This is a genomic window from Nitrosomonas communis (assembly GCF_001007935.1).
Lineage (GTDB): Bacteria > Pseudomonadota > Gammaproteobacteria > Burkholderiales > Nitrosomonadaceae > Nitrosomonas > Nitrosomonas communis.
Genome location: NZ_CP011451.1, coordinates 921,894 through 947,374 on the forward strand (window position 1 = coordinate 921,894; position 25,481 = coordinate 947,374).

General features: G+C 46.0%; 22 protein-coding genes and 1 riboswitch. Of the genes, 10 read left to right on the forward strand and 12 right to left on the reverse strand.

What is annotated here, in order from left to right; translation table 11 throughout:
* Window positions 1-135 precede the first annotated feature (135 nt).
* The 8 genes from AAW31_RS04020 (at window position 136) to AAW31_RS04055 (ending at window position 11,142) form a co-directional block, all read left to right on the forward strand.
* Complete coding sequence (locus tag AAW31_RS04020; RefSeq protein WP_046849269.1) at window positions 136-903, forward strand: DUF3450 domain-containing protein; 768 nt, start codon at window positions 136-138, stop codon at window positions 901-903.
* Window positions 900-2,408 carry a MotA/TolQ/ExbB proton channel family protein gene (locus tag AAW31_RS04025; protein WP_046849270.1) on the forward strand — a complete coding sequence of 503 codons (1,509 nt, stop codon included), beginning with the start codon at window positions 900-902 and terminating at the stop codon, window positions 2,406-2,408. Before AAW31_RS04020 ends, AAW31_RS04025 begins: the two co-directional genes overlap by 4 nt.
* Window positions 2,409-2,459: 51 nt before the next feature.
* The gene (locus AAW31_RS04030) at window positions 2,460-3,068 is read left to right on the forward strand and encodes a MotA/TolQ/ExbB proton channel family protein (RefSeq protein ID WP_046849271.1); all 609 of its coding nucleotides are present in this window, start codon (window positions 2,460-2,462) and stop codon (window positions 3,066-3,068) included.
* 13 nt (window positions 3,069-3,081) lie between these two features.
* Entirely contained in the window at window positions 3,082-3,486 is a 405-nt protein-coding gene (locus AAW31_RS04035; protein ID WP_046849272.1) for an ExbD/TolR family protein, read from the forward strand.
* A complete protein-coding gene (locus AAW31_RS04040; protein WP_235264490.1) occupies window positions 3,458-4,132 on the forward strand; it encodes an energy transducer TonB in 675 nt (224 codons plus the stop codon). The genes AAW31_RS04035 and AAW31_RS04040 overlap by 29 nt, the downstream gene beginning before the upstream one ends.
* 27 nt (window positions 4,133-4,159) lie before the next feature.
* Window positions 4,160-5,332 carry a tetratricopeptide repeat protein gene (locus AAW31_RS04045; RefSeq protein WP_046849274.1) on the forward strand — a complete coding sequence of 391 codons (1,173 nt, stop codon included), beginning with the start codon at window positions 4,160-4,162 and terminating at the stop codon, window positions 5,330-5,332.
* 315 nt (window positions 5,333-5,647) lie between these two features.
* On the forward strand, window positions 5,648-8,851 hold the full coding sequence (locus AAW31_RS04050; protein ID WP_046851489.1) for a TonB-dependent receptor domain-containing protein: 3,204 nt from the start codon (window positions 5,648-5,650) through the stop codon (window positions 8,849-8,851).
* A gap of 719 nt (window positions 8,852-9,570) precedes the next feature.
* Window positions 9,571-11,142 carry a hypothetical protein gene (locus AAW31_RS04055; protein WP_235264491.1) on the forward strand — a complete coding sequence of 524 codons (1,572 nt, stop codon included), beginning with the start codon at window positions 9,571-9,573 and terminating at the stop codon, window positions 11,140-11,142.
* A 252-nt stretch (window positions 11,143-11,394) separates the two neighbouring features.
* Here AAW31_RS04055 and AAW31_RS04060 read toward each other — a convergent pair whose 3' ends face one another.
* From AAW31_RS04060 to btuB, 12 genes are read right to left on the reverse strand one after another with little or no spacing between them, the layout of a single operon-like run.
* Complete coding sequence (locus AAW31_RS04060; RefSeq protein ID WP_200899700.1) at window positions 11,395-12,144, reverse strand: adenosylcobinamide-GDP ribazoletransferase; 750 nt, start codon at window positions 12,142-12,144, stop codon at window positions 11,395-11,397.
* Window positions 12,141-12,737: a histidine phosphatase family protein gene (locus AAW31_RS04065; protein ID WP_200899701.1), complete on the reverse strand. Its 597-nt coding sequence runs from the start codon at window positions 12,735-12,737 to the stop codon at window positions 12,141-12,143. Before AAW31_RS04065 ends, AAW31_RS04060 begins: the two co-directional genes overlap by 4 nt.
* Before the next feature lie 21 nt (window positions 12,738-12,758).
* The gene (cobT, locus tag AAW31_RS04070) at window positions 12,759-13,826 is read right to left on the reverse strand and encodes a nicotinate-nucleotide--dimethylbenzimidazole phosphoribosyltransferase (RefSeq protein WP_235264492.1); all 1,068 of its coding nucleotides are present in this window, start codon (window positions 13,824-13,826) and stop codon (window positions 12,759-12,761) included.
* On the reverse strand, window positions 13,823-14,350 hold the full coding sequence (gene cobU / locus AAW31_RS04075; RefSeq protein WP_046849277.1) for a bifunctional adenosylcobinamide kinase/adenosylcobinamide-phosphate guanylyltransferase: 528 nt from the start codon (window positions 14,348-14,350) through the stop codon (window positions 13,823-13,825). The genes cobT and cobU overlap by 4 nt, the downstream gene beginning before the upstream one ends.
* Complete coding sequence (locus AAW31_RS04080; RefSeq protein WP_046849278.1) at window positions 14,347-15,828, reverse strand: cobyric acid synthase; 1,482 nt, start codon at window positions 15,826-15,828, stop codon at window positions 14,347-14,349. The genes cobU and AAW31_RS04080 overlap by 4 nt, the downstream gene beginning before the upstream one ends.
* 10 nt (window positions 15,829-15,838) lie before the next feature.
* Window positions 15,839-16,849 carry a threonine-phosphate decarboxylase CobD gene (gene cobD / locus AAW31_RS04085; RefSeq protein ID WP_235264493.1) on the reverse strand — a complete coding sequence of 337 codons (1,011 nt, stop codon included), beginning with the start codon at window positions 16,847-16,849 and terminating at the stop codon, window positions 15,839-15,841.
* Window positions 16,827-17,738 (reverse strand): adenosylcobinamide-phosphate synthase CbiB, encoded by a 912-nt coding sequence (gene cbiB / locus AAW31_RS04090; protein WP_046849279.1) that lies wholly within the window; start codon window positions 17,736-17,738, stop codon window positions 16,827-16,829. The genes cobD and cbiB overlap by 23 nt, the downstream gene beginning before the upstream one ends.
* Entirely contained in the window at window positions 17,735-18,388 is a 654-nt protein-coding gene (gene bluB / locus AAW31_RS04095) for a 5,6-dimethylbenzimidazole synthase (protein WP_046849280.1), read from the reverse strand. The genes cbiB and bluB overlap by 4 nt, the downstream gene beginning before the upstream one ends.
* Window positions 18,385-19,689, reverse strand: coding sequence for a cobyrinate a,c-diamide synthase (locus AAW31_RS04100; RefSeq protein ID WP_046849281.1), 1,305 nt, complete (start codon window positions 19,687-19,689; stop codon window positions 18,385-18,387). The genes bluB and AAW31_RS04100 overlap by 4 nt, the downstream gene beginning before the upstream one ends.
* Entirely contained in the window at window positions 19,686-20,363 is a 678-nt protein-coding gene (gene cobO / locus AAW31_RS04105) for a cob(I)yrinic acid a,c-diamide adenosyltransferase (RefSeq protein ID WP_082110334.1), read from the reverse strand. The genes AAW31_RS04100 and cobO overlap by 4 nt, the downstream gene beginning before the upstream one ends.
* Before the next feature lie 4 nt (window positions 20,364-20,367).
* On the reverse strand, window positions 20,368-20,949 hold the full coding sequence (locus AAW31_RS04110; RefSeq protein WP_046849282.1) for a hypothetical protein: 582 nt from the start codon (window positions 20,947-20,949) through the stop codon (window positions 20,368-20,370).
* A gap of 13 nt (window positions 20,950-20,962) precedes the next feature.
* Window positions 20,963-22,813 (reverse strand): TonB-dependent vitamin B12 receptor, encoded by a 1,851-nt coding sequence (gene btuB / locus AAW31_RS04115; RefSeq protein ID WP_144412837.1) that lies wholly within the window; start codon window positions 22,811-22,813, stop codon window positions 20,963-20,965.
* A 132-nt stretch (window positions 22,814-22,945) separates the two neighbouring features.
* Window positions 22,946-23,167: riboswitch (cobalamin riboswitch) on the reverse strand.
* Between the two features lie 391 nt (window positions 23,168-23,558).
* Between btuB and AAW31_RS04120 the strand changes: the two genes are divergently transcribed.
* Window positions 23,559-24,038: a GIY-YIG nuclease family protein gene (locus AAW31_RS04120; RefSeq protein ID WP_052752059.1), complete on the forward strand. Its 480-nt coding sequence runs from the start codon at window positions 23,559-23,561 to the stop codon at window positions 24,036-24,038.
* A gap of 120 nt (window positions 24,039-24,158) precedes the next feature.
* Window positions 24,159-25,196 carry a hypothetical protein gene (locus AAW31_RS04125; RefSeq protein WP_052752060.1) on the forward strand — a complete coding sequence of 346 codons (1,038 nt, stop codon included), beginning with the start codon at window positions 24,159-24,161 and terminating at the stop codon, window positions 25,194-25,196.
* Window positions 25,197-25,481 lie beyond the last annotated feature (285 nt).

The following is a 25,481-nucleotide window of genomic DNA, read 5'->3' on the forward strand; positions in this document are numbered from 1 at the left end:
TGCTTAATGTCATCTGATCGTAACGATAATGAAATATTCAACTAGTAGCATGCGGCAATTGCTAATAACGGATTGCAAATTCAGATTGCATGCTATCCGTCTTACCCACTTAATTCATTTTATGCATTGGGACTTATGCTGAAATATTTTCTAAAGAAAACAATTTTATTCATTGGATTGATATTTTTAACTCCTGCACCGACAGCGATGGGAAGTAGTCTGGAAAATCTGGCAAAGGCACTGGCCAAGATTCGAGGCGAAGTTGAGACATTACAAACACAACTGGATACTGAAAAGGAAAAACATGGCAGCAGAATGTCTGCACTCAATTCGCAATTGGCAGATTTAAGTGTGGAAGAGAGAAGGCAGAAAATGAGTATTGAGAAATTGCAGCATTCTATAGAAAAAATGACGGCTGATGCTAAGAAAGCTGAGCAATCAGGCGAGAATCTGAAGCCTGTCTTATTAGCAATACTAAAAGATTATAAACAGTACATTCAGATAGGTTTCCCGTTTAAAACGGAAGATCGTATCAAGGCAATTGAAAATCTAGAGAATAACGTGGTTAATCAAACAATTGATCCTAATAAAGCCATTAATCAGGCATGGTCCTTAATAGAAGATGAAATTCGTCTGAGTAAGGAAAATGGGATCTATCAGCAAACCATTTCGTTGAGTGGAGAAAAAATGCTGGTGGATATTGCAAAACTGGGCACGGTTTTCCTTTTTTTTCAAACCAGAGATAACCGGGTTGGGATGGCTAAAAGAGATACCGATAATGGCTGGAAATTCGAAACAGTTGATGACAATGACCACATTGAGCGCATCACCAAGTTATTTGACTCATTGAAAAAACAAATCCGCCAAGGTTATTTTGAATTACCTAATCCTCTCATAAAATGAAGAAAATCCTATTTTTGTTGTTACTGCTGATTGTACAGGGAAGTTCTGTCTGTGCTGCCGAAGATAAAAATACAGCTACTTCGCAAACCACCATTGTTTCTGAACCTGCAGTTAAGCAGGATAGTCCTTCAGATCCGGGTAAACAGCAAAAAAAGAGCGTAGCAAAACAAGAAATAATTAATTTAGAGACTGCGTATAAACGTGAGTATGCTTTCCTGGAGGCCCAAAAACGGGAATTAACTGAACGTCTGAAAAACTATCAAGCCAACGCAGCCCGCGAAGAAAAGAATCTCTCTCATAAAATCAGCGCACTTGAACGCAGCTCTGTTGAGCGCTCAACTAAAATTGATCAGCTCAACACGCAATTGTCAGAAGCAGAACGCAAAGAAGCCGCTGTTACTGAACGCAGCGATACTTTAGAGATAACCTACGCCCAGGCAGAAGCAACCCTTAAGAATCATGGTATTGAGGTACCCTCATCCATTAAAGATGCGCAAGATAACGATCCTGCCAAAGTAAATTATCTGTTTAAACAAGCATTGTCATTAATTCAGGGGTTGAGTGCGATCCAGACAAAGACTGGAAGCTTTTTCCTGGAAAATGGCAAACAAGCTCATGGAACGCTTATTCAATTAGGTAATATCGCAGCATATGGTACCAGTGAACAAGGAAATGGCAGTTTAGTGCCTGCTGGTGGCGGAGATTTCAAAGTATGGAAGGGTTCTGGTGCGGAAAGTGCGGTCGCTTTGAGCAAAAACCAGCAACCTGATTTATTACAGCTTTTTTTATTTGAATCACGCACTAATGCAATTGAAGAATCCACTGAAAAGTCGGTGGCGAGCATCATCGATTCAGGTGGCCCCATTGGTTGGGTTATTGTGGCTCTTGGTGCCATTGCCGGGTTTCTTATTCTGATTCGTGCTTATTTGCTTCAATCCAACAGTGCTAACACTCAGAAACTTTCTGATCAGATTATTCATCAGCTTGACGAGGGGGATTTGGAGGTCGCTAGAAAAAGCTGCGAGGATAATTCATCAGCTATCAGCCGGGTTTTGTCATATACATTGCATCATTTGAAAGATGACAGGGATCACATGGAAAGTATTGTATATGAAGCAATTCTGCAAGAATCCGGACCACTGGATCGCTTTGGCTCGGCTATTCTGGTCATTGCTTCAGTAGCACCATTGCTGGGTTTGCTGGGAACAGTAACCGGCATGATTGAGACTTTTGACATGATTACCGAGTTTGGCACCGGTGATCCAAAATTATTATCCGAAGGGATAGCGATTGCATTGGTAACGACAGAGTTGGGTCTCATTGTTGCCATTCCAGCATTATTGCTTGGCTCTGTATTGTCAGCTTGGGCGAGGAATATTAAACGTGATATGGAGCATTCGGCGCTTAGAATTACTAATATTTTCCTCGGTAGATCGAATTCGATCGAGGTGAGTGATGCAAAAACTCAGCATATCAGCAATGATCCTTTAGTGCTGAACAATTGACCGGCTAATTAACCAGCTTAAAGAAATTTACACCAAAAAAGCAATATCCCGATGAATGTCTCTGAATACATTCTGCTAATTAAGGAATTATTTGTTGCTGGCGGAATCGTCATGCCCCCACTGGTGCTTTGTATCTTATTACTCTGGTACGGGGTGGGTTACCGATTCTGGATTATGAAAGAGCCTAAATCAATGAGTGTGCGAGATATGTTTCGTTATTACCAGGAGCACACTGATAAACCTGCTAAAAGTATTGTGGCACAGGCGATGCAACAAGGCATTGAATTGAAGAAAAAAAATGTTAGAAATCTTCGCCGTCACCTGGATGCGACTTTCTATGAGTATGAAAGAGAAATTGGAAAATTTTCTACTCTGATTCGTGTGGTTGTTCTTATCTCTCCTCTGCTGGGTTTATTGGGAACCGTGATTGGCATGATTGAAACATTTGATTCTCTGGCAACCATGACATTGTTCTCCCAAACCGGCGGTATTGCTGGTGGTATTGCACAAGCCTTATTTACCACTCAAATGGGGTTAACCGTTGCGATTCCAGGTTTATTAATGAATAGCCTCTTGAATAGAAGGCAACGCCAAATAGAGCAGGATCTCACTCAAGTCAAAGATTTGTTGTGTCATCAAAAATTACTATCCATAACCTAATGAGCCATAAATTATGAGAAGCAATGAATCCAGTGAAGCTGAAGCCACCATCGACATGGCTCCATTGATCGACATCGTATTTATTTTATTGATTTTCTTCATGGTAACGACAACCTTTGTGAAAGATATGAAGCTGGAGCTTGAGCGGCCTAAGGCAAGTAGCTCAGTCACTGCTTCGAGCAAGGCCATTCGTTTGTTTATTGATCGGAATGGGGATACCTATCTCGATGGTGAATTGGTGCGTTTGTGGTTGATACAAAGCAAGTTACGCGATTTATTGAGTACCTCTTCCAGCAAAGTAATTCTAGTTGTAACCGATGAAGGTGTTCCTGCTGGAAAGCTGGTTGAAGTAGTAGACCAGGCCCGACTGGCAGGAGCTGAAAGCGTAGGTGTGGCAACTAAAAAAGAAGCGGGGTGATACCAATATGGAAACGAATAAATTTAATCGGCACTTGGCTGGCGCTATATCCATGTTATTGGGATTGATTTTGGTTTTCGGTCTGATATTGGTGATGAATCACTATATGGGAAAAATAGAGAAAGCACCACCCCAAGAAGTAACTGAGATCAGTATGACCAAAGAAATCAAACAAGAACCAAAAAAAGAAATCAAAAAAATAGAACCCAAAAAACAAGTGGCCCGACCTCAAGCCCCTACCCCTTTTAAAGGTCTCGATACGGCGCTATCTGGCATTGATCTCGGATTGCTCGGTTTGGGTGATGGAAAGACCAGTGATCTGGACGATTCTTTAATTGGTAAAACAGCTCATACCGTAATGACCGCTGATCTGGTTGATGTTCCGCCTAAGCCGATAGCCAGAGGAGCATTTAAATACCCGCCTACAGCAAAAAAGAACGGTATCAAAGGTTATGTTGTCTTGTCAGTACTCGTTGAGACTGATGGCTCAGTCAATCAAGTACAAGTGCTGGAATCAAATCCGTCAGGGATTTTTGATGCTTCTGCCCTGCAGGGCATTCGGTCCTGGCAGTTTGAACCTGCAAAGTATAAGGGCGAAGTTGTAAAAGTGTGGGCAAAACAAAAAATTCGTTTCGATTTATCCTGATTCTCCAGCTAGATCGTAATGAATAAAATGAAAATACAAATAATCAGATTAGCTCATTATTTAATGTTTATTTTTATCCTGAGCAATTACAGCAACGCTGTGTGGGCAGCCGAGAATAAAGATAAAACCCAGCCGACAGATTTCCTTGATCTTGCGGCTGTCATGCTAAAAGATGGTCATAGTGATCGCGCCTTGTTAGCCTTGCAGAGTGTGGATCTGAAAGATAAAAAAACCGATCTGGCGAGGTTTTATACGCTACAAGGCTTAGCCTATATGAATCTGAATGATTTTGCAGCAGCCAAAGACAGTTTGCAGCTAGCGGTTAAAAATGGACAGAACGATGTCGTTATTTTTGTCTATCTGGCGCAAGTTCATTATGCGCTCAAAGCGTATCGAGATACGATCCAGTCCATTAAGAAGGCGGGTGAACACGCCAGCAAAGCGACCTTAATCACTCTAAAGGCACAAGCTTACTGGCATCTGAAAGAAACAGCTGCCGCTATCAATGCACTGGATGAGGGTCAGAGACTCTATCCAACAGATTTCAGTTTTCTTAGACGTAAGGTTTTTTATTTTGTTGAGCTCGGTTTATATCATGAAGCTACCCAATTGGGCAGGCAATACCTCAAGCAATCAAAGGCGGCTGCGGAGGACTATATCGCTATTGGTAATGCATTGCGGTTAAGCAAGCAATATCAGGAGGCGCTAGATATCCTGGAAATTGCTCGTCTGCGATTCCCTGAGAATGAAATGGTTGCAAAACTGCTGGCGTACACCTACCTGGATCAGGGAAAACTCAATTCGGCGGCATTCATCCTTGAGCAAGCCGCTTTATTGAATCCAGGCCTACAAGCTGAAGCAGGAGAGATTTATCGGCGTGCAGGTCGTTTTCATAAGGCATTGACGCTGAATGAAAGCATCAGTGATCAGAAAGTAAAACTTAAACAACGACTATCCATTCTGCTTGCATTAAAGCAATTCGAACGTGCTGCCAATATGGAATCAAGCTTATATCGGTCCGGAGTATTGGATGATCAAGAAGTACGCTACGCGCTTGCGTATGCCTTATTCTCAAGTAAGCGCTTTCCAGAAGCTAATAAGCATTTGGACCATTTAAAAGATGCCGAGCTTTTCAGAAAAGGCACTGAGCTTCGTCGATTGATGGAAATCTGCAAAACCGAACCATGGCAATGCACTTAATTCTTGCAATGACAGAAATCAGACCATGTCATGGCTACCTCATTACTTGTTCTGCTGACTATAGAGCTTGCGTTCATTACGATTGCAATGCGTATTTGATGGCATTCCCCCTTATGCCGCCTTGATACCTTCCAGGTAACAGCTTCCTCCCTTTTTCATTAATAAATAATCTTCTGGTGCAATTTCATTGCCGGTGAAGAGAGGGCTTTTTACACCTAATGTTTACCTCGATTAATCATGCTTTTTGGATGCTGTGTTAAGCAGACAGATTTTCATCGCAAATATTTTTTCAAAAATAAAGACTACAAAAATAAGATGAAAAAATCTTTTCTTTATCTGGTCATTTTGTGCACTGCAATTTTTTTTAACTCTCTTGCATGGGGAGAGACTGAAAAAGCAGAGTTTTCGATTCACCTCTTTCAGGATGGCCTGCCTATTGCTGATGCAGAACTAACGATCAGCAGCATGACATACGAAAGAACGGATGCACAACTAATTGAAGCTACGCCCTCCCTGCTTACCTGGCGTGTTGAAGACCAACCTTTCCTTAAAACAAATGCCAATGGCAGCATAGCAGCAAAATTGCCATCCGGTAAGTATCATTTCAAACTCAAAACAAGCGATCAGACATTTGCCTTTGATTTGCCTTTACATACCGCTGAGAATGTGCAAATTCTGGTGACTTTTTATTCCGATGGCAAGGAGCCGTTACTCAACATTGAAAGCTCCGTTGCCGGTACCATTGCAGGTTCTGAAGCGCCAGACGAGAAACCGCCAGTTGAAGGTGATGGCGTTATGATAGTGAAAGTTCTTTCTGTGGAAACAAAAAAACCGATCAAGGATGTGCAGATTTTCGTGAGCGGCCTGAAGCAGCAGCTCAGAACAGATGAGCAGGGTCAGTTGGAAGCGAGCATCCCGGTCGGTAGCTATAGCGTTTCGTTGCTGCACCCAGCTTATAGCAGCCAAACGCAGGATGAAATAAAAATCACCAAGGATCAGACAACCAAATTATCCTTCAATCTGACTCCGGCTGGTGTTGAGTTGGCTGAATATGTCGTCTTGGAGCCGTTTCTAGCGGGAACATTGACTTCGGTCATTGAAGAACAGAGAACCTCAACACAGGTAACGACCGTCCTCGGCGCCGAGCAATTCAGCCGCAGTGGGGACTCTGATGTGGCCAGCGCATTAAGAAGAGCTTCTGGTCTAACATTAGTAGGGGGTCAGTTTATCTTTATTCGTGGTCTGGGTGAGCGTTTTTCCTCAACCTTAGTGAATGGTGCGGCGATTCCGAGCCCGGATGCAACGCGCCGTGTTGTGCCACTCGACCTTTTCCCTACCAACTTTCTCGAAAGTGTTCAGGTACAAAAATCTTATTCCGCTGATCGACCTGGTGAGTTTGCCGGCGGTACATTGGAAATGCGTACCCGTGGTATACCGGATGAGTTTTTCTTTAATTTAAGTGCCCAAACCGGTTTTAATGACAGGACCACTTTTGACAAGGGCCTTTCTTATAGAGGAGGTGACACCGATTTTCTAAGTTTTGATGACGGCGCCCGTGGTTTACCAAACTCGATTGCTGAGGCTACCAAAGATGGCAGCACTATCCAACCACAAACCACTTTTAATCCTAATGGATTTACCTCTCAGCAAGTTGAAACCTTTGGAGAGGATCTATCTGATGTTTGGGATGTATCAGAAAAAAACAAAGGGCCAGATAGAGAATTACAAACTGCCATGGGTGATGTATTTAATCTGGGTAATTTCAGGGTGGGTTATATAGCAGCGGGAGGCTGGAGTCAGCAGTTCAGGAATCTGCATGAAATCAATCGGGAATTCACGCCAAGAGCTAATGCCAGTGATGGCAGTTTACGGCTAGCTCGGGATTTTGACGTAAGGCGAACGTTAGAAGAAGTGCAGTTAAATGGCTATCTTGCAGCAGATATAGAATACAAGGACAAACATCGAATTTTCTCCAGAACGATGTTTTTGCGTCAATCAGTTGATGAAGCAAGAATAGACCAAGGCTTTACTGATGCGGAAACGACCGATGTGCGCAGAACGAAACTTAAATTCTTTTCTAATCAACTGTTGATGCAACAGGTGGGCGGCGAACATCATTTGGATTGGTTGAAAGATCTTTCCCTTAACTGGTTATATACCAATGCAACCGCCAAAAGAGATGAGCCGAACACGCGGGATTACCGCTATGATCAACTTCCAGATGGCAGTTTTGCTTTTTCCCGCAGAGCGGATAGTAATCAGACCATGTTCTCTGACTTGACAGACAAGGACCAAAGCTGGCGTGCTGATGGGAAATTACCCCTTGAATTTTCCCCAAACTATAAAGTAAATCTGAATAGCGGTTTTATTCATCAGGATAAATCCAGAGATTCAAGTATTCAGCGTTTTACTTTTTTCCCTGTGGGGCCGGATGGAAGAAGTCCCGCAGTTCTGGGACAATCTTCACTGGAATCCATTTTGCAGCCTCGCTTTATCGGCCCAAATGGTTTCCAACTAAGAGACACGACGCGTCCAACAGACAGCTACAACGCTACCCAGAAACTCTTTTCATATTATGGCAAGCTGGATCTGACTATGTATGAAAGATTCAACTTAACGGGTGGCGTACGCTGGGAAGATAATAACCAATTTGTTGAAACATTCCAGAATGTTGCCAATACCAATCAATCTGTGACCAGCAGATTAAAACGGGTGGATGCGCTACCTTCAGTAACAACCACTTGGTTTATCACCGACAAGCAGCAATTGCGAGCTGGTTTTAGTCAAACGATTTCAAGACCGGATTTCAGAGAATTATCACCCGCGCCCTTTACCGATCTCAACACTAACACCGAAACAATCGGCAACCCTAATTTACAGCAGACGGATGTGACTAATTATGATGTACGTTGGGAATATTATTTGTCACCCAGTGAAAATTTGATGGCTAGTTTTTTCTGGAAAGATTTAACCAACCCCATTGAGCTGGTGTCTTTGGCCGGAACAGCAGGTCTGCAGACATTTCAGAATGCTGACAAGGCTACGGTTTTCGGGTTTGAGCTGGAATTATTAAAACAGTTGGGTTTTCTGCATCCCTTGCTTAATAATTTTTATGCAGGCGCAAATTATACCTGGTCCGATTCCACGATTAAATTGAATGCAGAGAACCTGCAAGCACAAACGACCAATAACCGGCCGTTACAAGGCCATTCAAAGCATATCTTTAATTTCCAGATCGGTTATGAAAATCCCGGCTGGAAAACACAGGCAACCTTGCTATATAACATTGCTAGCGAACGAATTGTCGCTGCCGGATTACTGGGTGCGCCGGATAAATATGAACAGCCTTTTCATCAGCTGGATTTTGTTTTCAATCAGGCTGTCAACAAATGGCTTTCCATGCGTATGACTGCACAAAATCTGCTGGATGACGATGTGCTGGTCCTGCAGGGCGATGAGATCTCACGTCAGTTCCGTCGGGGGCGTCAGTTTAATGTAGGGGTGCGTATTAATTTTTAATCTAAAACAAAATCCAGCTATTGATTCTTTTCAGCACAAGCTTAGAAGTTACAAAATTAATATATCGCTTCCTCTGATGCTCAGGCTATGCCACCTGGGTGTCATGTTTATTTAACCTGACAACTGTAACTGGATGGGGTGGGTCGGGTGAATGAGAAAATTACTGAAATACCACGATTTGTTGTAGATTAGATTCTCCAATCAAGCAGTCAACTGCGGTTGTTAGATTGAAGGGTTATATTCAAATGCTTGCTATCAGTATTCCTGACAGTTGACTATTTGTATGACACCTTCCCCTTCTTCATTATGGTTGATTTCCATGTTAATTGGATTGCAGAAATCACCGTTATATGAAATTTCCTTATTAGTTCAATTATTTGTAAAAAATTTTACTTTTTACTCTTTACTGAAAAGCTAACGCTCCAAATTATGCAGGTAAGGAACAAATGAATTAATTTATTTGCATGAAACACCCTTTATGTCATAGCAAAGTAACAATGTTGTCATATTAACTTGCTAAATTTGTTAAAGCAAAATGTTTAATCCTTCGGGTTCACTTCCCTGTCCCCTCGGGCGTTAGAAACGGAAAGGCGGCTGCTCCGAGGGGAAAAAAACGGCGTAATCCCCTGCTACTTGCGGCGAGGATGGTCGTTTTTAGGTCGCCACAATTTTATTTTTGGAGATAATAAATGGTAAGGTTTGAGAATAAGCGGGCAGAATTGGCAATAGCCGCAGCATTTCTGTTAGGTATGGTTGCATCAAATAGTCATGCGGCAACAGCTAGCTTTGATCCTGCGACGGGTGTGGTTGACTTTCCTGTAGTGGAAGTTTTAGATGGCGCAACATCCTCTTTTTATAGCGCGAAACTGCAAGTCACTGATAATGAGCTACAACTGATAGCTGCTGACGTTATATCACCTGCAAAGGGACAACAGCGTGTTGTATTTGATTCTGCAACAGCGGCTGTACATGTACCATCTGTCGTCGTGGGTGCGGAAGAGTTTTATGCTAAGCTGCAGTTAGTACCTGGATCAGAACCTTTACGTTTTACCGTCGCACAATTGGTGAGCAATAATTTTCAAGGCTGTCCTTCTTTTTCCACACCTGGACCTAACCAGGGATCCTGTGTTTTAAGTGGTGAAATCAAGCAAGATATCACCTTGACTAAAAATACTCAGTGGATTTTATCAGGCGGCGTTTTTATCGGTGGCAATAATACTGACAGCGCTACATTAACCATTAATCCAGGCACAAAAATTTTTGGTCAACAGGGAGCTGATTTCTTGTGGATCAGACGCGGTTCAAAAATCATGGCTGAAGGAACACCGGATAATCCTATTGTCATAAGCGGTCCGTTACAGCAGAGTGGAGGCGAATGGGGCGGTTTGGTACTTGCCGGGAATGCCCCAGTGAACGGTTGTAATGAAGGTGTTAATCCTTGCGAAATTCCTTTTGAAGCTATTACTTCAGAATTTTTTGGCGGCAATAATCCTGAAGATAACAGTGGTGTAATCAAGTATACACAAATTCTTTTTGCCGGCTTTGCCGTGCGCCCAAATGAAGAATTGAATGGATTAACACTCAATGGTGTCGGTTCAGGTACAGTAATTGATTTTGTTCAAGTCCATAAAGGTTTGGATGACGGTGTTGAAATGTTTGGCGGTACAGCACAGATGAAGCATCTGGTACTGACTGAAATTGAAGATGACAGCCTGGATTGGGGAAGCGGATGGAGAGGACGCGCGCAATTCGTACTGATAAAACAATCTGCTAATGATGGCGACCGTGGTGTCGAAGCAGATAACAACGAAGTCAATAATGATAGCTTACCCCGCGCAAAACCAATTCTTTCGAATATAACCATGCTTGGCGCCCCTGTTGCCACTGAAGGCTTTCTATTACGCCGAGGCACGGGTGCGAATATATGGAATACTGTTGTGACGGGCTTTCCTGTGTGCATAACCATCGATGGGGGAGCCACTTTTCAAAATGCAGGAACTCCAGGCAATCTAAGTGGTGAATTAACGATGGTTAATTCTTTTGTAAATTGCGCTACTAACTTTAAAGATGGTGTAGATGCGACGTTCTCTGTCGCAGACTGGTTTAATTCCCAAGCTGGAAACAAAACTGAAGATCCGCTCCTGAATGGCTATTTACCCGCAACAGGCTCCCCTCTGACATTGGGCGGTGCAGCAGTAAATGATCCATTCTTTGATACTGTTGATTATGTAGGTGCATTCAAAGATGCCAATGATGACTGGACACAGGAATGGACTTTTAATTTTAACTAGGCTGTTTAGAGAGCTTCTTTAAAGTATTCTAGTTGTATTGAATAAATAAACAATCGCTGGGTTGCCTCCATCGGCACCAGCGATTGTTTATTCCATTTCTAAATCAAAACTGACTTTGTCGACTTCACCTTGCCGTATTATTGATACTGTCAGCGGCTCACCTTCGCGTCATTTTTGATTTGGAAATAGAATGACTTTCTTCCTTCCCTTCTCCAATTTGTTATATGCATGTTTTAAATGCTATTGATGGAATCAAGCATTAATCGGTACCAACAAAGCAGCTGTCAATAGCACATTGGTTTCAGTTATCTCAATCAATGCCCCGGCGGTATCCCCTGTCGTGCCATGGATGCGCTGTATCATCATAAAGCGCACGACTAAAAATGTCAGAATTGTCGTAAGGATTAGCCAGAAATAATCAAGACCTGTCATTAGAAACAGAAGAAGGGGGCTAACAGTAATGACAAAAATACTCAATTTACGAGGTAGATGAGTGGAGAGGGATGTACCCAGCCCATGACGACGTACATACGGTGTGGTTAAAAACAAAAGTGGAATCAGTGTTCTGGCCAAGATAGTCGCATATAAAAGGACCATCCAATTCTGCATAATAAACAAACTATGCAGTGTAACAAATTTGAGCAGCAGCACTAATAGGATGGCTATTACTCCCATTGGACCACAGTTGGGGTCTTTCATGATGGCCAAGGTTTTTTCTGTATCTCCCATGCCACCCACCCAGGCATCGGCACTGTCAGCCACACCATCCAGATGCAATCCCCCGGTGAGCGCAATCCAGCCAGTAAGCAGCAAAGCAGCCACCACTAGTGGTGGCGCGTCACGCAACAGCCAGCCCAATGTGATCAGCAATGTACCGATCATCAAGCCAACCAGTGGATAAAATAGCAAGGAATAGCCTACAGTTTTCTCACTGGGTAGTGAGAACAGCGGTACCGGCAAGCGGGTAAGAAATTGTAATGCGACCAGAAAGGGTTTGATCACTCTGGCTTATCGCTCTTGAGTGTGAGCCGGTAGCTATTTTCATGCCATTCCGTCTCAACAGTTCGCATGGCTGCATAGGGCACGTCAAAATTCAGCAGTTGCTGCAGCGATTGCTGGCGGAGATGACACAGCAGAATACGCATGACTCCACTGTGAGTAATCAGCAGGATATTCTGATTAGCAAACCGGGTGTGAATGTCATGCCATGCTGTTAGCACGCGCGCTTTGAAATCCAGTAAATGTTCTGCCTGCGGAGGCGGATTATCTAATGGATTCTGCCAGAAGCGGACAAGTGCTTCAGCATCAATCTGCATCAGCTCAGCTGCGGTACGTCCTTCCCATTCGCCGAAATGGATTTCTTGCAGACGTGCGTCCTGTGTGAGTGGAATAGCGTAGCGTTCTGACAGCGCCTGAGCAAAATGCGCACAGCGCTTCAGGGGAGAGGTAATGATATGTTTCCAATGCCTCGGAGTTTGCTCAACACGCATCCACATCTGCTGCCAACCTGCTTCGGTCAAAGCATGATCAGTACTGCCACAAAACCGTCCACCATGGCCAGTGTCACCATGCCTGAGCAGATCAATAAACGCCATAGAAGTCATGCGATTATTTTATTATTGTGTTTTGGTCGAAACGTGAGCCGCAGAAAACGTCGCCATTTCATTGTGCAAGCGACAGGCCATGCGCAGCAGATTGACCGCCACGGCCGCACCACTACCTTCTCCCAAACGCATAGCCAAATCAAACAAAGGGGTAGCTTGGAGTGCTTTGAGCACATGAGCATGGCCGGATTCGGCGGACTGATGTGCATAAATAAACCAATTTCTACTCCCCAGGCAAATCCGCTCGGCAGTAAGCGCTGCTACGGTGCTGATAAACCCATCTATCAGCAGTGGCAGACCAAGTTGAGCACCACGGATATAGGCACCCGTTAGGGCAGCGATCTCGAATCCTCCGACACGGCGTAATGCTTCCAAAGGTGAATGCGTATGGCAACGATGCAATGTTAATGCCCGTTCTATTACATTAATTTTATGACTAATTCCTTTGCTGTCCAGCCCGCTACCTGCTCCGGCCAGTTGGGCAGGAGGTGCATTCAGCAACAGGCAGGCAAGCGCAGTCGCACTGGTAGTATTGCCGATGCCCATCTCCCCTGCTATCAATAACTGTCGATTGTTAGCCTGTGCTTGTTCAACGCTGGCACGGCCTGTATTGAGGGCTGCAGCCAGCTGATCCTCACTCATCGCAGCTGTGTGCACAAAATTGGCGGTACCGGCTCCGAGGTGATAGTGCTTGATATTGCTCAGCGTATCAGTTGAATGCAGGGTACCAAGATTGATGATTTCCAGCTGCGCACCAAGAGTGCGTGCCAGCACATTAATCGCCGCACCACCTGCAGCAAAGTTTTTGATCATCTCAGTGGTAACGGATTGCGGAAAAGCAGAAATATTCTCAGTAGCAACGCCATGGTCAGCCGCAAAAATCGTAATCTGCACCTGGTCGACGCAGGGATGTAAGGTATGTTGCAACGCAGCGAGCTGGACTGCGATCTCTTCCAGACGGCCAAGCGCACCCGGTGGTTTAGTCAGCTGCATCTGATGCTGTAGCGCTGCCTGACGAATTTGTTCATTCGGCATCGCTGGTGCTATCTTGAGCCAATCGAGGGGAATATTTTTTTTCACGAGCTTCCCTTAAGATAATGCGGCAGACCGGCCACTGTCAGAATCACCTGTTCGCATTGCCGGGCAATCAGTTGATGCAGTTTACCTGCTTCATCGCAGTAGCGGCGGCTTAATTCACCCATGGGGATCACTCCCATGTTGGTTTCGTTACTGACCAGAATAATACGTCCAGGTAGAGTTGGCAGAACAGAGAGAAATGCTGCATATTCACGCTCAAACACAGTGCTATCCTGATGCAGCAGCAGATTGGTCAGCCACAGCGTCAGGCAGTCGACCAGCAGGCAGTGATTTTCTGCTGCCTGTTGACTGAGTACTGCCGCCAGTTGCAAGGGTTCTTCCATCACTTGCCAGTGAGCAGGACGATTGGCCCGATGCAATTCAATGCGTGCCTGCATTTCAGCATCTTCAATAGTAGCCGTCGCGATATAGATTACTGGCAAATGGCTCTGGATTGCCAGACGTTCTGCCAGCCGACTCTTACCAGAGCGTACACCACCTAGAATTAATGTTTTGCTGTTAGTCATGCGGATGAGCCTTGCAAATTGAGTAATTGATAAAGCTGCTTGGTATCCAGGCACTGTTCAATGCTATCCGCCAGCCGGTTAAAGACTGCCTCACATATGGCATGATAATTGGATGATTGATGGTTATCTTTCAGGCCAGCCCAGTTCAATAACGCCGCGCATGCCTCAGCAGATTCAAACAGGCCATGCAGATAACTGCCCATAATCAACCCATCTTCACTCATGGCGCCATCTGTATTCTCTGCCAAATAGATTGCCGGTGGATAGCTTTTCTGGAAGGTAGTTACGCCGCAATGGATTTCATAACCGATCACAGTTGCGCTTTGATAGACCAGTGTGCCTTGCACATTGCGCAATAACTTGTCAGGTTGTAATGTGGTACTCATCTCAAAAAAAGCCATCCCCTGTGTACTGCCAGCCTCCCCTTCCAGTCCGTCGGGATCATGGATCCTTTCTCCCAGCATCTGAAAACCGCCGCAGATACCGATCAGCTTGCCGCCATAGCGCAAATGTCGCCGGATAACATGTTCCCAACCTTGTTGGCGCAACCATTCCAGATCAGCACGTACGCTTTTGGAGCCAGGCAGAATAATCAAATCTGCCGGTGGAATCGTTTCGCCTGGGCCGATAAATTGCAACTTGACCTGCGGATGCAAGCGCAGTGGATCAAAATCGGTATGGTTGCTGATACGTGGCAGTGCCGGCACGATGATTCGCAGATATTCATGCTGAGTCGGTGCAATCAAGCCAGCTGTTTGCGGCAACGCATCTTCAGCTTCAAGATGTAACCCTTGAAAATAAGGCAACACCCCCAATACCGGCTTACCGGTATATTGTTCCAGCCAATCCAGCCCGGGCTGCAATAAGGCCATATCTCCGCGAAAGCGGTTAATAACAAACCCTTTGATGCGCGCCTGCTCACTCTCACTCAGTAGTGCGAGCGTGCCAACCAGATGCGCAAACACACCGCCTCGGTCAATATCCGCAATGAGAATTACCGGGCAGTCGACCGCTTCGGCGAACCCCATATTGGCAATATCATTGGTGCGCAGATTAATTTCTGCTGGAGAACCGGCTCCTTCCACGATGATCCTCTCGTACTGTGCAGCCAAGCGCGCATGGGATTCGAGCACAGCGTTCAGTGCAATCGTTTTGTAGTTGTGAAAACCGCAAGCATCCATATTGGCCATCGCATGGCCGTGAATGATAATTTGTGCATTTTTATCCGTGTTAGGTTTCAATAAGACCGGATTCATATCGGTATGCGGTGCCAAACCGGCGGCCCATGCCTGTACCGCCTGCGCGCGGCCAATTTCCCCACCATTACTGCTGACTACACTATTCAGCGCCATATTCTGCGGCTTGAAAGGTGCCACGCGGATACCCTGGCGCGACAGCCAGCGGCACAAAGCGGTGACCAGCATGCTTTTGCCAGCATCCGAAGTGGTTCCCTGAATCATCAATGTTTGTGCGTTCATAGAGGTGCTGTTAAATTTGAGCCAGTGCTCTGTCCAGCCGTTGCCATCCAGCTTCAGTAGTGGGCAGACCGAAACGCAGACTGCTTGGCTCAGTAAAGAGTCGAGTCAGGATACCCTGGCAGGCGAGTTTCTCAAAGATATCACTCGCTTTTGCTGAACATACCCATTGAAAAAAGGCGCTACCTCCGTGTGGGGTGAGATGATGCTGGCTTAATAATGAATATAAGCGTCGACTATCCTGCAACAGTCGCTGGCGGGTTTTTTCCTGCCAGTTTTTATCCTGCAGCGCTTGTATGGCCATCCAGCGTGCCGGTCCGTTCACTGTCCAGGGGCCAAGCAGGTTATTCAGTGCTATTAATAATTGCGGGTGGGCACAGACAAAGCCTACGCGTGCACCCGCCAAGCCAAAGAATTTACCTAAAGAGCGCAATACAATCAGACCAGGCTTCGTCGTATGAGAGGCAATACTCAATTCCGGTGTGGCATCGATAAAGGCTTCATCCACGATTAACCAGCCGCCACGTTGCGCTAGTTGAGCATGCCAGTTGAGTAGCTGGCTGATTGGAAAGGTGACACCTGTCGGATTGTTCGGGTGGATAATAATCAGGACATCCGTATCGAGTAAAACTGCATCTATCTGCTCAGGTGATACCGCCGAGACCGTATGATGATTGCGTTTCCATGCGTGGGCATGTTCCGCATAGCCGGGGTTCAGCACGCTGACACGGGAAGGTGCGCGCAGTTGTGGCAATGACTGGATAGCCGCTTGTGAACCTGCCACTGGCAAGAGAAAACCTGCTCCATAATAGCGACTGGCCGCAGCATTCAGTTCATCCTCCTCTTCTGGTAATCGCGTCCAGCTGGATGCAGGCGGTGTTCTAACAGGCCAGCCATTGGAATTGAGGCCAGTTGAAAGATCAAGCCAATTTTCCAATGGGATAGCAAAGTGCGTCGCTGCCGCGCGTAGTCGCCCGCCATGATGCAATGGGCCATGGTGATTATGTTGCTGCCAGGCGTCCAAGAAACCATTCTCCTGCGCAGATAATAAGCAGCCAGAGGATTAATGCGCGTTTGATCAAGGCTAATGCGCGGTCAATATCGCGGATCTCAGGCTTCTGTCCTGTTCCCAAAAGAGGGCGGGCTTCCAATTTGCCGTGATAGCAGGCAGGTCCACCGAGTGAAAGACTGAGACTACCTGCGCCTGCCGCCATGACTGGCCCTGCATTAGGACTTTTCCAGATGGTTCCCTGAGTGCGCCAACATATCAGGGCATGACGTGCTTGGCCAGTTAGCGCATAGCTGAGAGCAGTCAGCCGAGCCGGAATGAAATTCAAGTAATCATCCAGTCGCGCTGCTGCCCAACCAAAATGATGGTAGCGCTCATTGCGATAACCCCACATGGCATCCAATGTATTGATCAGGCGATAGGCAATAACACCAGGAGCACCGGCCAAGACAAACCAGAAAATGGCGCCAAAGATGGCATCATTGCCATTCTCCAAAACGGACTCAATAGTTGCTTGCGTGACAGCAACATGATTCAGCTCAGCTGTATCGCGGCTCACCAACAAGCCTACCTGTTGGCGTGCAGCTACCAGATTATCTGCCAACAAAGCATGCTCTACCCTTTTGGCATGTGTACCCAGGCTATTCCAGCCAATCGCTAGATACAACACGAGCACATCGATAACAACATGCCAGGGAGTAAAATCAATCCATGCCGTAAGCAAGATCAAGGGGGCAACCAACAACAGCACAGCCATGCTGCCATGCATCCTGGTGTCTGCGTAAAAATAGCGTTCAGTCAATTCTGCTAACTTGCCAAACCCTACCAATGGATGGAACCGACGAGGCTCTCCCAGCCATGCGTCCAGTAGCAATGCAATCAGAACAACCAGAAAGGTGCTCATTTTTCAATGTTGCCCCAGATGTTATGAAAAACTAATTCATCCAATGGGCGCTCATCTGCCCAACCTACCAGCTTTAACATCGGCGCAGGATAAAATGCTTCGACATGACCCAGACATAAAATAGCGATCGGTTTACTGCCTATTGGCATATGCAATAACTCAGCAAGCTGAATCGGATCAAATAATGAAACCCAACCCATACCCAGGCCTTCGGCACGGGCAGCCAGCCATAAATTCTGAATAGCGCATGCCACCGAAGTCAGATCCATTTCCGGCAAAGTACGGCGGCCGAAAATATGCTGTTCACGCTGGTCGCACAAGGCAGCCACCAGCAGTTCGCCGCATTCACGAATGCCCTCCACTTTCAGGCGCATGAATTCATCACCTCGCTCAGCCAGTGCTGCTGCAGTGCGAACACGCTCTTCCTCTACCAGGGAAGCTAAAGCATTGCGCAGCTGAGGATCAGTAATGCGTACGAACCGCCAAGGCTGCATCAAACCTACACTGGGTGCTTGATGTGCGGCAGCGAGCAAGCGCTTCAACACAACCGGATCCACTGAACCAGGAATAAAATGACGCATGTCGCGGCGCTCGGCTATCACCCGATAGATGGCGTCTCGTTCTAATTCGCCGAAGGCATGGGGGTTCATGGTGAAAATAATGCAGCTGTGACAGTCGGGTTTGAAGGCATGTACCAATGCATAAAGGAAACGGTTAAACGTCTTGAATTAAATATTGCTTCAGGCCGAAGCCCTTTTCTTGCTGGTTGTGTCAATGCTGAGGGCTGAATGGCTGTTTCCAAATGTAAATGGTGAAAAGTTTGTCCGCGTAACTCTCCTTGGGGAAATCTGACTGAATGCAGACCTAAATTAACCAGATTGCGCTGCATAGTCGCTTTGCCTGAAAACAAATTTAATAAATCAACTGTTTTGCCATGATGATCTGTCAGGGTTGAAAGCAGATAGAGCATGCCACCACATTCAGCAAGAATCGGCTTACCCGCCGCATAATGGACATGAATGGCTTGATGCATGCTTTGATTGGCCGCAAGTCTTTCCATGTGTAACTCTGGATAACCACCGGGCAGATAAAGGCTATCTGCTTCAGGCAGTGAAGTATCGTCCAGTGGTGAAAAAAATTTCAGTTGCGCACCCAGTGCGTTTAACAGATCCAGATTAGCCTGATAAACAAAACTAAACGCGGCATCGGAAGCGACTGCAATCCGTATTCCTTTGAGCGCTGGCATGATCGTAGGTAAATCCTCCGGTGCCATAAAGGTTATGGCAGGCGGCAGTTCGTGTAAGCTGGTCAAAGCTATATATTCAGCTAATTGCTCCAGATAGTGATCCAAATGATTAATTTGGTTTGCCTGGACTAAACCCAGGTGACGGCTGGGTAACTCACCGCTGACATGGCGTGGGAGTGAGCCAAGCCATGACAAATGTTTTGGCAAGCTCTCTTTTGGCAAGCTCTCTTTGAGCATTTCTTCATGAACAGAGCTTGCAACTTGATTGGCCAATACACCGATCATTCTGCAGTCAGGGCGAAAGGTTGCCAGTCCATGGGCTACCGCACCAAAAGTTTGCGCCATTGCAGTCGCGTCAATGACTGTCAACACTGGAATGCCAAATGCTACCGCAAGATCGGCACTGGATGGCTCGCCATCGAAGAGCCCCATGACGCCCTCGATTAAAATCAAATCTGCAGTAGAAGCAGCCTGATATAAAAGCTGCTGGCAATGTGATTGACCACCCATCCACAGATCCAGCTGATAAACTGGATAGCCAGAAGCTTGCTCCAGAATCATCGGATCAAGAAAATCCGGGCCAACCTTGAATACACGTACTTCTCGTCCTTGATTTCGATGAAATCGGGCAAGTGCGGCAGTAAGGGTTGTTTTACCTTGCCCTGACGCTGGTGCCGTAACAAGTAGCGCTGGGCACTGTTTCACAAATCAATCCCTTTTTGCGCCTGGATGCCAGCCCGATAAGCATGTTTGATATCGCGCATTTCAGTGACGGTGTCAGCTGCTTCACAAAGTGCATCGGGAGCAGCACGTCCAGTAATGACCACATGTTGCATGGGCGGGCGATTGTTTAAATCATGCAGCACCATGGTTAAATCCAGCCAGCCAAATTTGATTGGGTAGGTCAATTCATCGAGCACGACTAGATCCAGGGCGGGGTTACGCAGCATTTCTTGCACAATCGCCCAGCCGCGTTGCGCCGTTTCGCTATCGTGAGCCAAATCCTGCGTGTCCCAGGTGAAGCCTTCCCCCAGAACATGCCAGATCACATTCTCCTGATGCCGGAAAAAAGCTTCTTCGCCGGTATCAGTACGGCTTTTGATAAATTGCGCGACTCCTACCCGCATGCCATGCCCCAGCGCGCGTGCCAGCATACCAAATGCCGAGCTGGATTTGCCTTTTCCATTGCCGGTAAGAATGAGCAACAAGCCTTTATTCTGATCTGCGCGCGCGATAGCAGCATCGATGACTTCTTTCTTGCGCTGCATGCGCTCGCGGTAGCGTTTTTCCCGTTCTGACTCTGCCTTTTTACCCTCCGGTTGAGGGGGAATGCAATGGCACGCAGTTTCGTTTTCACGATCTTCTCCAGAATCTGACATGGTGTTAGCCTGCCGAGGTGTTAGAGGAATCGAATTGCTGGCGTAGCGCTACCAATGCAGCATGAATGACCACTGCAATTCCGGCATAAATCAGGAATGATTCAATATACATCGGGAAATACTTGATTGATCGCTCTGCAAATTCAACCCATGTCGTGGACTCGAAACGGCCGGAGAAAAAATAGAAACCCCCACTGGAAAATAATTCGCACAACATTAAACCTATCATCATACTGAGGGAAAGTGGCATCAAGGTGCGCCAGGAAAATTGATGACGATGCGCGTACCAGCGACCAGCCAGCCATAGTGAAATATATGCAGGCAATAAAAACACATAAGCTGGCGTCAAACAGAAACCGCTGACACCCCCCCAGGTATAAGCTGCAAAATCGAGCCAGCCGCCAAGCGCCAGAAAACCCAGTAATGGCCAGGCTGAACGTAAATAGACACCGGCCAGAAAGAAAATGAGCCAGGAAGCATCCGGCAGATTATGCAATGAGACAAAATGATGGCCGCGGGTAATGATCATCAGTAATACCAGTGCTAGACCGATACCCATTTGATTGCGAGTGGATAAAGTAAACATTTTTGACTCCTTGTTAAGGTTGATAACGTAAAGTAGCGAAGAAATTACGCCCCGGCTGGTTGAAGAAGGCTGCCGTTTCATAGTGTTCATTAAACAGATTTTCAATTCGACCCAGTAGACGCCAGTGTTTGCTCATTATATATTCAGCGCGTAAATCAAATTTCACATAGCTGTCAAGTTTGCGTGTATTGGCTATATCATCGAAGCGTTCGCCTTCAGCCAGAAACATGGCCCCTACCCTGTATCGACCAAACTGGCGATCAATATCCAGGCGAAATGTCTGTTCTGCCCGTCTGGGTAATATATTACCCTTATTGAGCCCGGATGAGCGATTTTCAGGATCCAGGAAAGTCAGATTGCCATTCAATTGCCAGCCCATAATCTTTGTGCCGAGGACAGCTTCCAGTCCTTGGATACGCGCCTGATCGATATTAGCTGGCGCCAGGATGCTGGCATCAAACGCAATTAACTCATCAATGCGGGTTTGATATACATTTAATGACCAATTACCCCAGTCAGGGCTGCCACGTACACCAAATTCAAAGCTGCGTGACTCCTCGGGGCGCAGATTGGCATTACCAAAGCCTGGAAAAAAGAGCTCATTAAAGGTAGGCGCTTTAAAAGCACTGCCAAAACTCGCAATCAGACGTACCTTGTCAGTAATGGCGTAACCCCAGCCAGCGCCCCCGGTAACCCGGCTACCAAATTGCTGATTGTCATCATGCCGCAGCGATAACTGCACATTATGTGCAGCAAGAGAGGCCAGATGCTGGGCAAAAACACCCCAATTACTGCGTGAGTTCACGGTAAAAGCTTCGGTGCTGTTGACCTGATCATGCTGATAATCCGTACCCACTGTCAATTGATGATTCTGATTCAGCATAAAATTATTTTGCCAGGTAATGGTGTCACGCGTGGTATCAAAGCGCGTCATAAAAACCTTGCCCAGGTAATTATCCGCATCATCCCGGCTACGACCTGCAATGATATTTACCCGCCAGAAATCGAAAGGCGAGAAACGCGCAGAGCCACCGAAAACCTGTTGTGCTATAACAGCTTTGTTGACAAAACTGCCATCAAACTCTGTCTTGCCCGCTGAATGCATAAAATTACCCTCGATTTCCAATCCGTTCTGGAAACGATATCCTGCGCGGGCAGAACCGGCCACATTGCGATAACCATCCCGATCCGGATCAGGTTCATCGGTAAAACATCCCGCAGTAGCCGAGCCGGTGCAGGCATTAAAACCGCTCGTGCCAATACCACTTACTGTCATATTGAACCAGCCCTGCTTGCCACCGCCTGAAAGACCGACCGAACCATTGAACGTCGTGTAGCTACCCCCACCAAAACTAAAGCTTGGCTTAATCCCCTCACCCACCCCCTTGCGGGTAAAAATCTGAATGACACCACCGATTGCTTCGGAGCCATACAAACTGGAACGCGGACCGCGCACAATTTCAATGCGCTCAATCTGTTCAACAGGGATATTTTCAAAGGCCGTCGTTCCTGATGTGGCCGATCCTGCCTTGATGCCGTCGATTAATACCAGCACATGATCAGATTCAGTCCCACGCATCTGCAGAAAAGTGCCTTTACCCGGACCACCATTATTGTGAACATTGATGCCCAGTACACCGCGGAACAAATCCTCAAGTGATCTTGCCTGTTGGCGTTCTATATCTTTGCGTGAGATCACCGTCACCGAAGCAAGCGATTCTTCTGTCGTCTGTGCAGTACGTGTGGCGGTGACGATAATGGGCTTTCCTTGATGATCGATATTTTCTGCCAAGACAGTGGTAGCGGCAGTCGTAGCTGCACCTAGCCATAGCACAGCCATTGCCGATAACCGGCATTTTTGCATGATCTCATTCCTCCGCGCACACCCGCGCGTTGTCAGGTTAACAAGTCTGTTTTGCAGAGGAATTCAGAAATAGGCCAACAGATCGGTTTTAAGGAAAGCCGATCGAAGTGCCGGTTATCGCCCTCCGCAATAACATCGAATTTACTTCAGGCCGGTCTCCGGACTCATGAGCGGAATATATTCCTGATCTACGCCTTCCCATGTCAATACACAGTGGCATGATGTAGATCGCTAACCCATTTACCGTTGCGGGGGCAGTGCTGGCATTGCCTGAATCGAATCAGAGCGCACCAGCTTCCCGTTTAACGTTCAAGATAAAAACTTCAAGAAGGCACCTGAGGTAAGTGGCGCGCAGACTACAGAATTAGGGAATGGGTGTCAAGTTTTAAGGGGTGACAAGAATGAAGCGGCTCAATATCCATTCTCTCTCATCTCTGGCTGCTGTTTATGCTTATTGTGAAAAAAATTTGACGCTTTTATTTAGGTATATAAAATTGCTTGGCTCGATAACCGCGATGCCTAAGTTTGAGTTAGTCACGCCCCTAATCCAAAAGACATGATCTATTCATCATATTTGTAGATCTAACAAAGTTTGTTATGATGAGAGCTAAATCGATGCAATTATATAAAACATAAGGAAATAACATGCAACTCACCGTGTTAGATGTCATTTTTGACGTAATATATTGCGTCATTTCGGAGGTCTAATTCTAGTTAGACGGTCAAATTTGCTTTGGCATCGAAAATGAAATATCAAGAATTGATAAATCACTTAACTGACTTGCGTGTATTATTAAGTGCAAAATTTGAAGAGGTCGTGTTTTCCGAGCATTTCGTTCCTGCTGAAAAGCCGGTTATAGGTGATTGGGTCGATCAGAGAAACCTTCCTGTTCCGGTCAAAGGTGATGGCGTTGGTAACAAATCCGGCATTTATTTCATAACCTCGGAAGACCAAGAAGTTCTATACATCGGAAAGGCAACAACGAATAATCTTCACGAGAGAATATGGGATCACCTTCAAACACCAAAAGTTTTAGATAATGGATGGAGGGTGTTCCCAAATAGTAAATTTCAAGCGGGTATAGCAAAAAACTATTCTCAGTTGATTAGCGACGGGAAGGTAAAAATCGGCATTATTGCAATTCATCCAGCAGTGGCTACTTCATTAGTTGAAGTATATTTACAAACAATTCATTTGCCGCCGCTATGCAAGCAAATTGGGTAACTCGTCTAACCCTGCGCTCAAGCGGGACGCGCCAAAAAGCGACGCGCCCCTTAGCTTCACGTTAGGGGGTCAGGTAAAGCTACGCGGATGTCAAACTTCACGAAATGAATGGTCAGATATATGGGTGCGGCCTTTAAATATATCGATATACACTCCTTACAAAAGATTCTCGGTAACTATTACCCAGACAATCTGTTTTCATTTGCCAAGCATCTCGACGCTTGGCTGGTTGGCATTAATGATCACACGGATGTCTCTTCTAATGAAGAGAAAGCAATCCCAGATCGCCTGCTAGCCCATAACCTCAACAAGAAGAATCGCCCGAGCTTTAGCCTGTTGAATTTGGATGTAAATGTTGTTCATACAGTTGAACTCGGAGTACAAAGGGCGACGACTGCTATACAGCTTCGATTTAAAGATGCGCCAGATAGGAGGCGCAAAGAAGATCAGCGTGTAGTTTTACATATTCTCATCAAGTATCCTGAATCTACCCAGTGGCTGATTAGTATACCGATGCAAGCCATTATGAAAGGTTGGGGAGATGTTGAAAGCGGATATATGGGATATTCTCATAGCATCTGCTTTCTTGATGAGAATGGAATTCCGTTGTCAGGCGAAAGTGAAAATGGAATCCCACTACATCAACACTTCTACTACGGAGTGACAAACAGAAATTGGCTTAAACGAATGGGAGAACATCTTTCGGAAGTTAGAAGCGGTAGCAACAAGTCCTTTCACAAAGCGTGGCGTGAATACCAAGGACGTGCGGACGTTGGCCTCTCCTCGGAGTTGGTGGTTCTTAATCTCTCTTATAAGGAGGTAATGGATTGGGAAGAACTAATGGTTGACGAATGCATGGCCGCAGGAAATTCACTAAATATGATACCGGGCGGATTTAAGGGCTTAAAATTTCTCCACGAGCATCGTATTACGGATCGATTAGGCATTTCTCTTGAAGAGAGGGAAAGGGCCATTAACGACTTTTCCAAGTCCCATCCAAGACTCGGAGTGCCAAACCTTATAGTCGCTGATCTCTGGAAAGATGAAGAATACGCTACAAGGATCATATGTGGTGCTCCTGGTCGGTTAAGCGTCCATCAGATACGAGAGATTAGGCGCTTGAACAAAATCGGAGTTCCGATTGAAAGGATAGCATAAATTGTTAAAGCAACTTCAATCGGTCAAGTCACAAGAGTAGTCGAGGGCCATACGTACACAAGGATTCATTAGCGCAATATGGGCGTGTCTACGAAAAAAATTGGGGTCACCCATTAGCCGTCCTAAGTCAAGAGCACGAACAAAATTCTCGCCATTCGGCGATAAGATAACTACCCATAACACCCTTGCTAAACATTTTGCTGAAATTCCTCGCACCCTTTGCTTCAAATTATGATGATGTCAATCGCACCAGTCACCCATCAGGATCAAGCAACAACCTATGGG

Bases quoted from the DNA above. Each gene is read 5' to 3' on its own strand.
- AAW31_RS04120 (WP_052752059.1), top strand. From the start codon at position 23,559: ATGAAATATCAAGAATTGATAAATCACTTAACTGACTTGCGTGTATTA.
- AAW31_RS04050 (WP_046851489.1), top strand. From the start codon at position 5,648: ATGAAAAAATCTTTTCTTTATCTGGTCATTTTGTGCACTGCAATTTTT.
- cobO (WP_082110334.1), bottom strand. From the start codon at position 20,363: ATGTCAGATTCTGGAGAAGATCGTGAAAACGAAACTGCGTGCCATTGC.
- AAW31_RS04080 (WP_046849278.1), bottom strand. From the start codon at position 15,828: ATGAACGCACAAACATTGATGATTCAGGGAACCACTTCGGATGCTGGC.
- AAW31_RS04045 (WP_046849274.1), top strand. From the start codon at position 4,160: ATGAAAATACAAATAATCAGATTAGCTCATTATTTAATGTTTATTTTT.
- cbiB (WP_046849279.1), bottom strand. From the start codon at position 17,738: ATGAGCACCTTTCTGGTTGTTCTGATTGCATTGCTACTGGACGCATGG.
- AAW31_RS04020 (WP_046849269.1), top strand. From the start codon at position 136: ATGCTGAAATATTTTCTAAAGAAAACAATTTTATTCATTGGATTGATA.
- AAW31_RS04030 (WP_046849271.1), top strand. From the start codon at position 2,460: ATGAATGTCTCTGAATACATTCTGCTAATTAAGGAATTATTTGTTGCT.
- bluB (WP_046849280.1), bottom strand. From the start codon at position 18,388: ATGAACCCCCATGCCTTCGGCGAATTAGAACGAGACGCCATCTATCGG.
- AAW31_RS04110 (WP_046849282.1), bottom strand. From the start codon at position 20,949: ATGTTTACTTTATCCACTCGCAATCAAATGGGTATCGGTCTAGCACTG.
- btuB (WP_144412837.1), bottom strand. From the start codon at position 22,813: ATGCAAAAATGCCGGTTATCGGCAATGGCTGTGCTATGGCTAGGTGCA.
- AAW31_RS04025 (WP_046849270.1), top strand. From the start codon at position 900: ATGAAGAAAATCCTATTTTTGTTGTTACTGCTGATTGTACAGGGAAGT.
- AAW31_RS04065 (WP_200899701.1), bottom strand. From the start codon at position 12,737: ATGGCGTTTATTGATCTGCTCAGGCATGGTGACACTGGCCATGGTGGA.
- AAW31_RS04125 (WP_052752060.1), top strand. From the start codon at position 24,159: ATGGGTGCGGCCTTTAAATATATCGATATACACTCCTTACAAAAGATT.
- cobU (WP_046849277.1), bottom strand. From the start codon at position 14,350: ATGACTAACAGCAAAACATTAATTCTAGGTGGTGTACGCTCTGGTAAG.
- AAW31_RS04035 (WP_046849272.1), top strand. From the start codon at position 3,082: ATGAGAAGCAATGAATCCAGTGAAGCTGAAGCCACCATCGACATGGCT.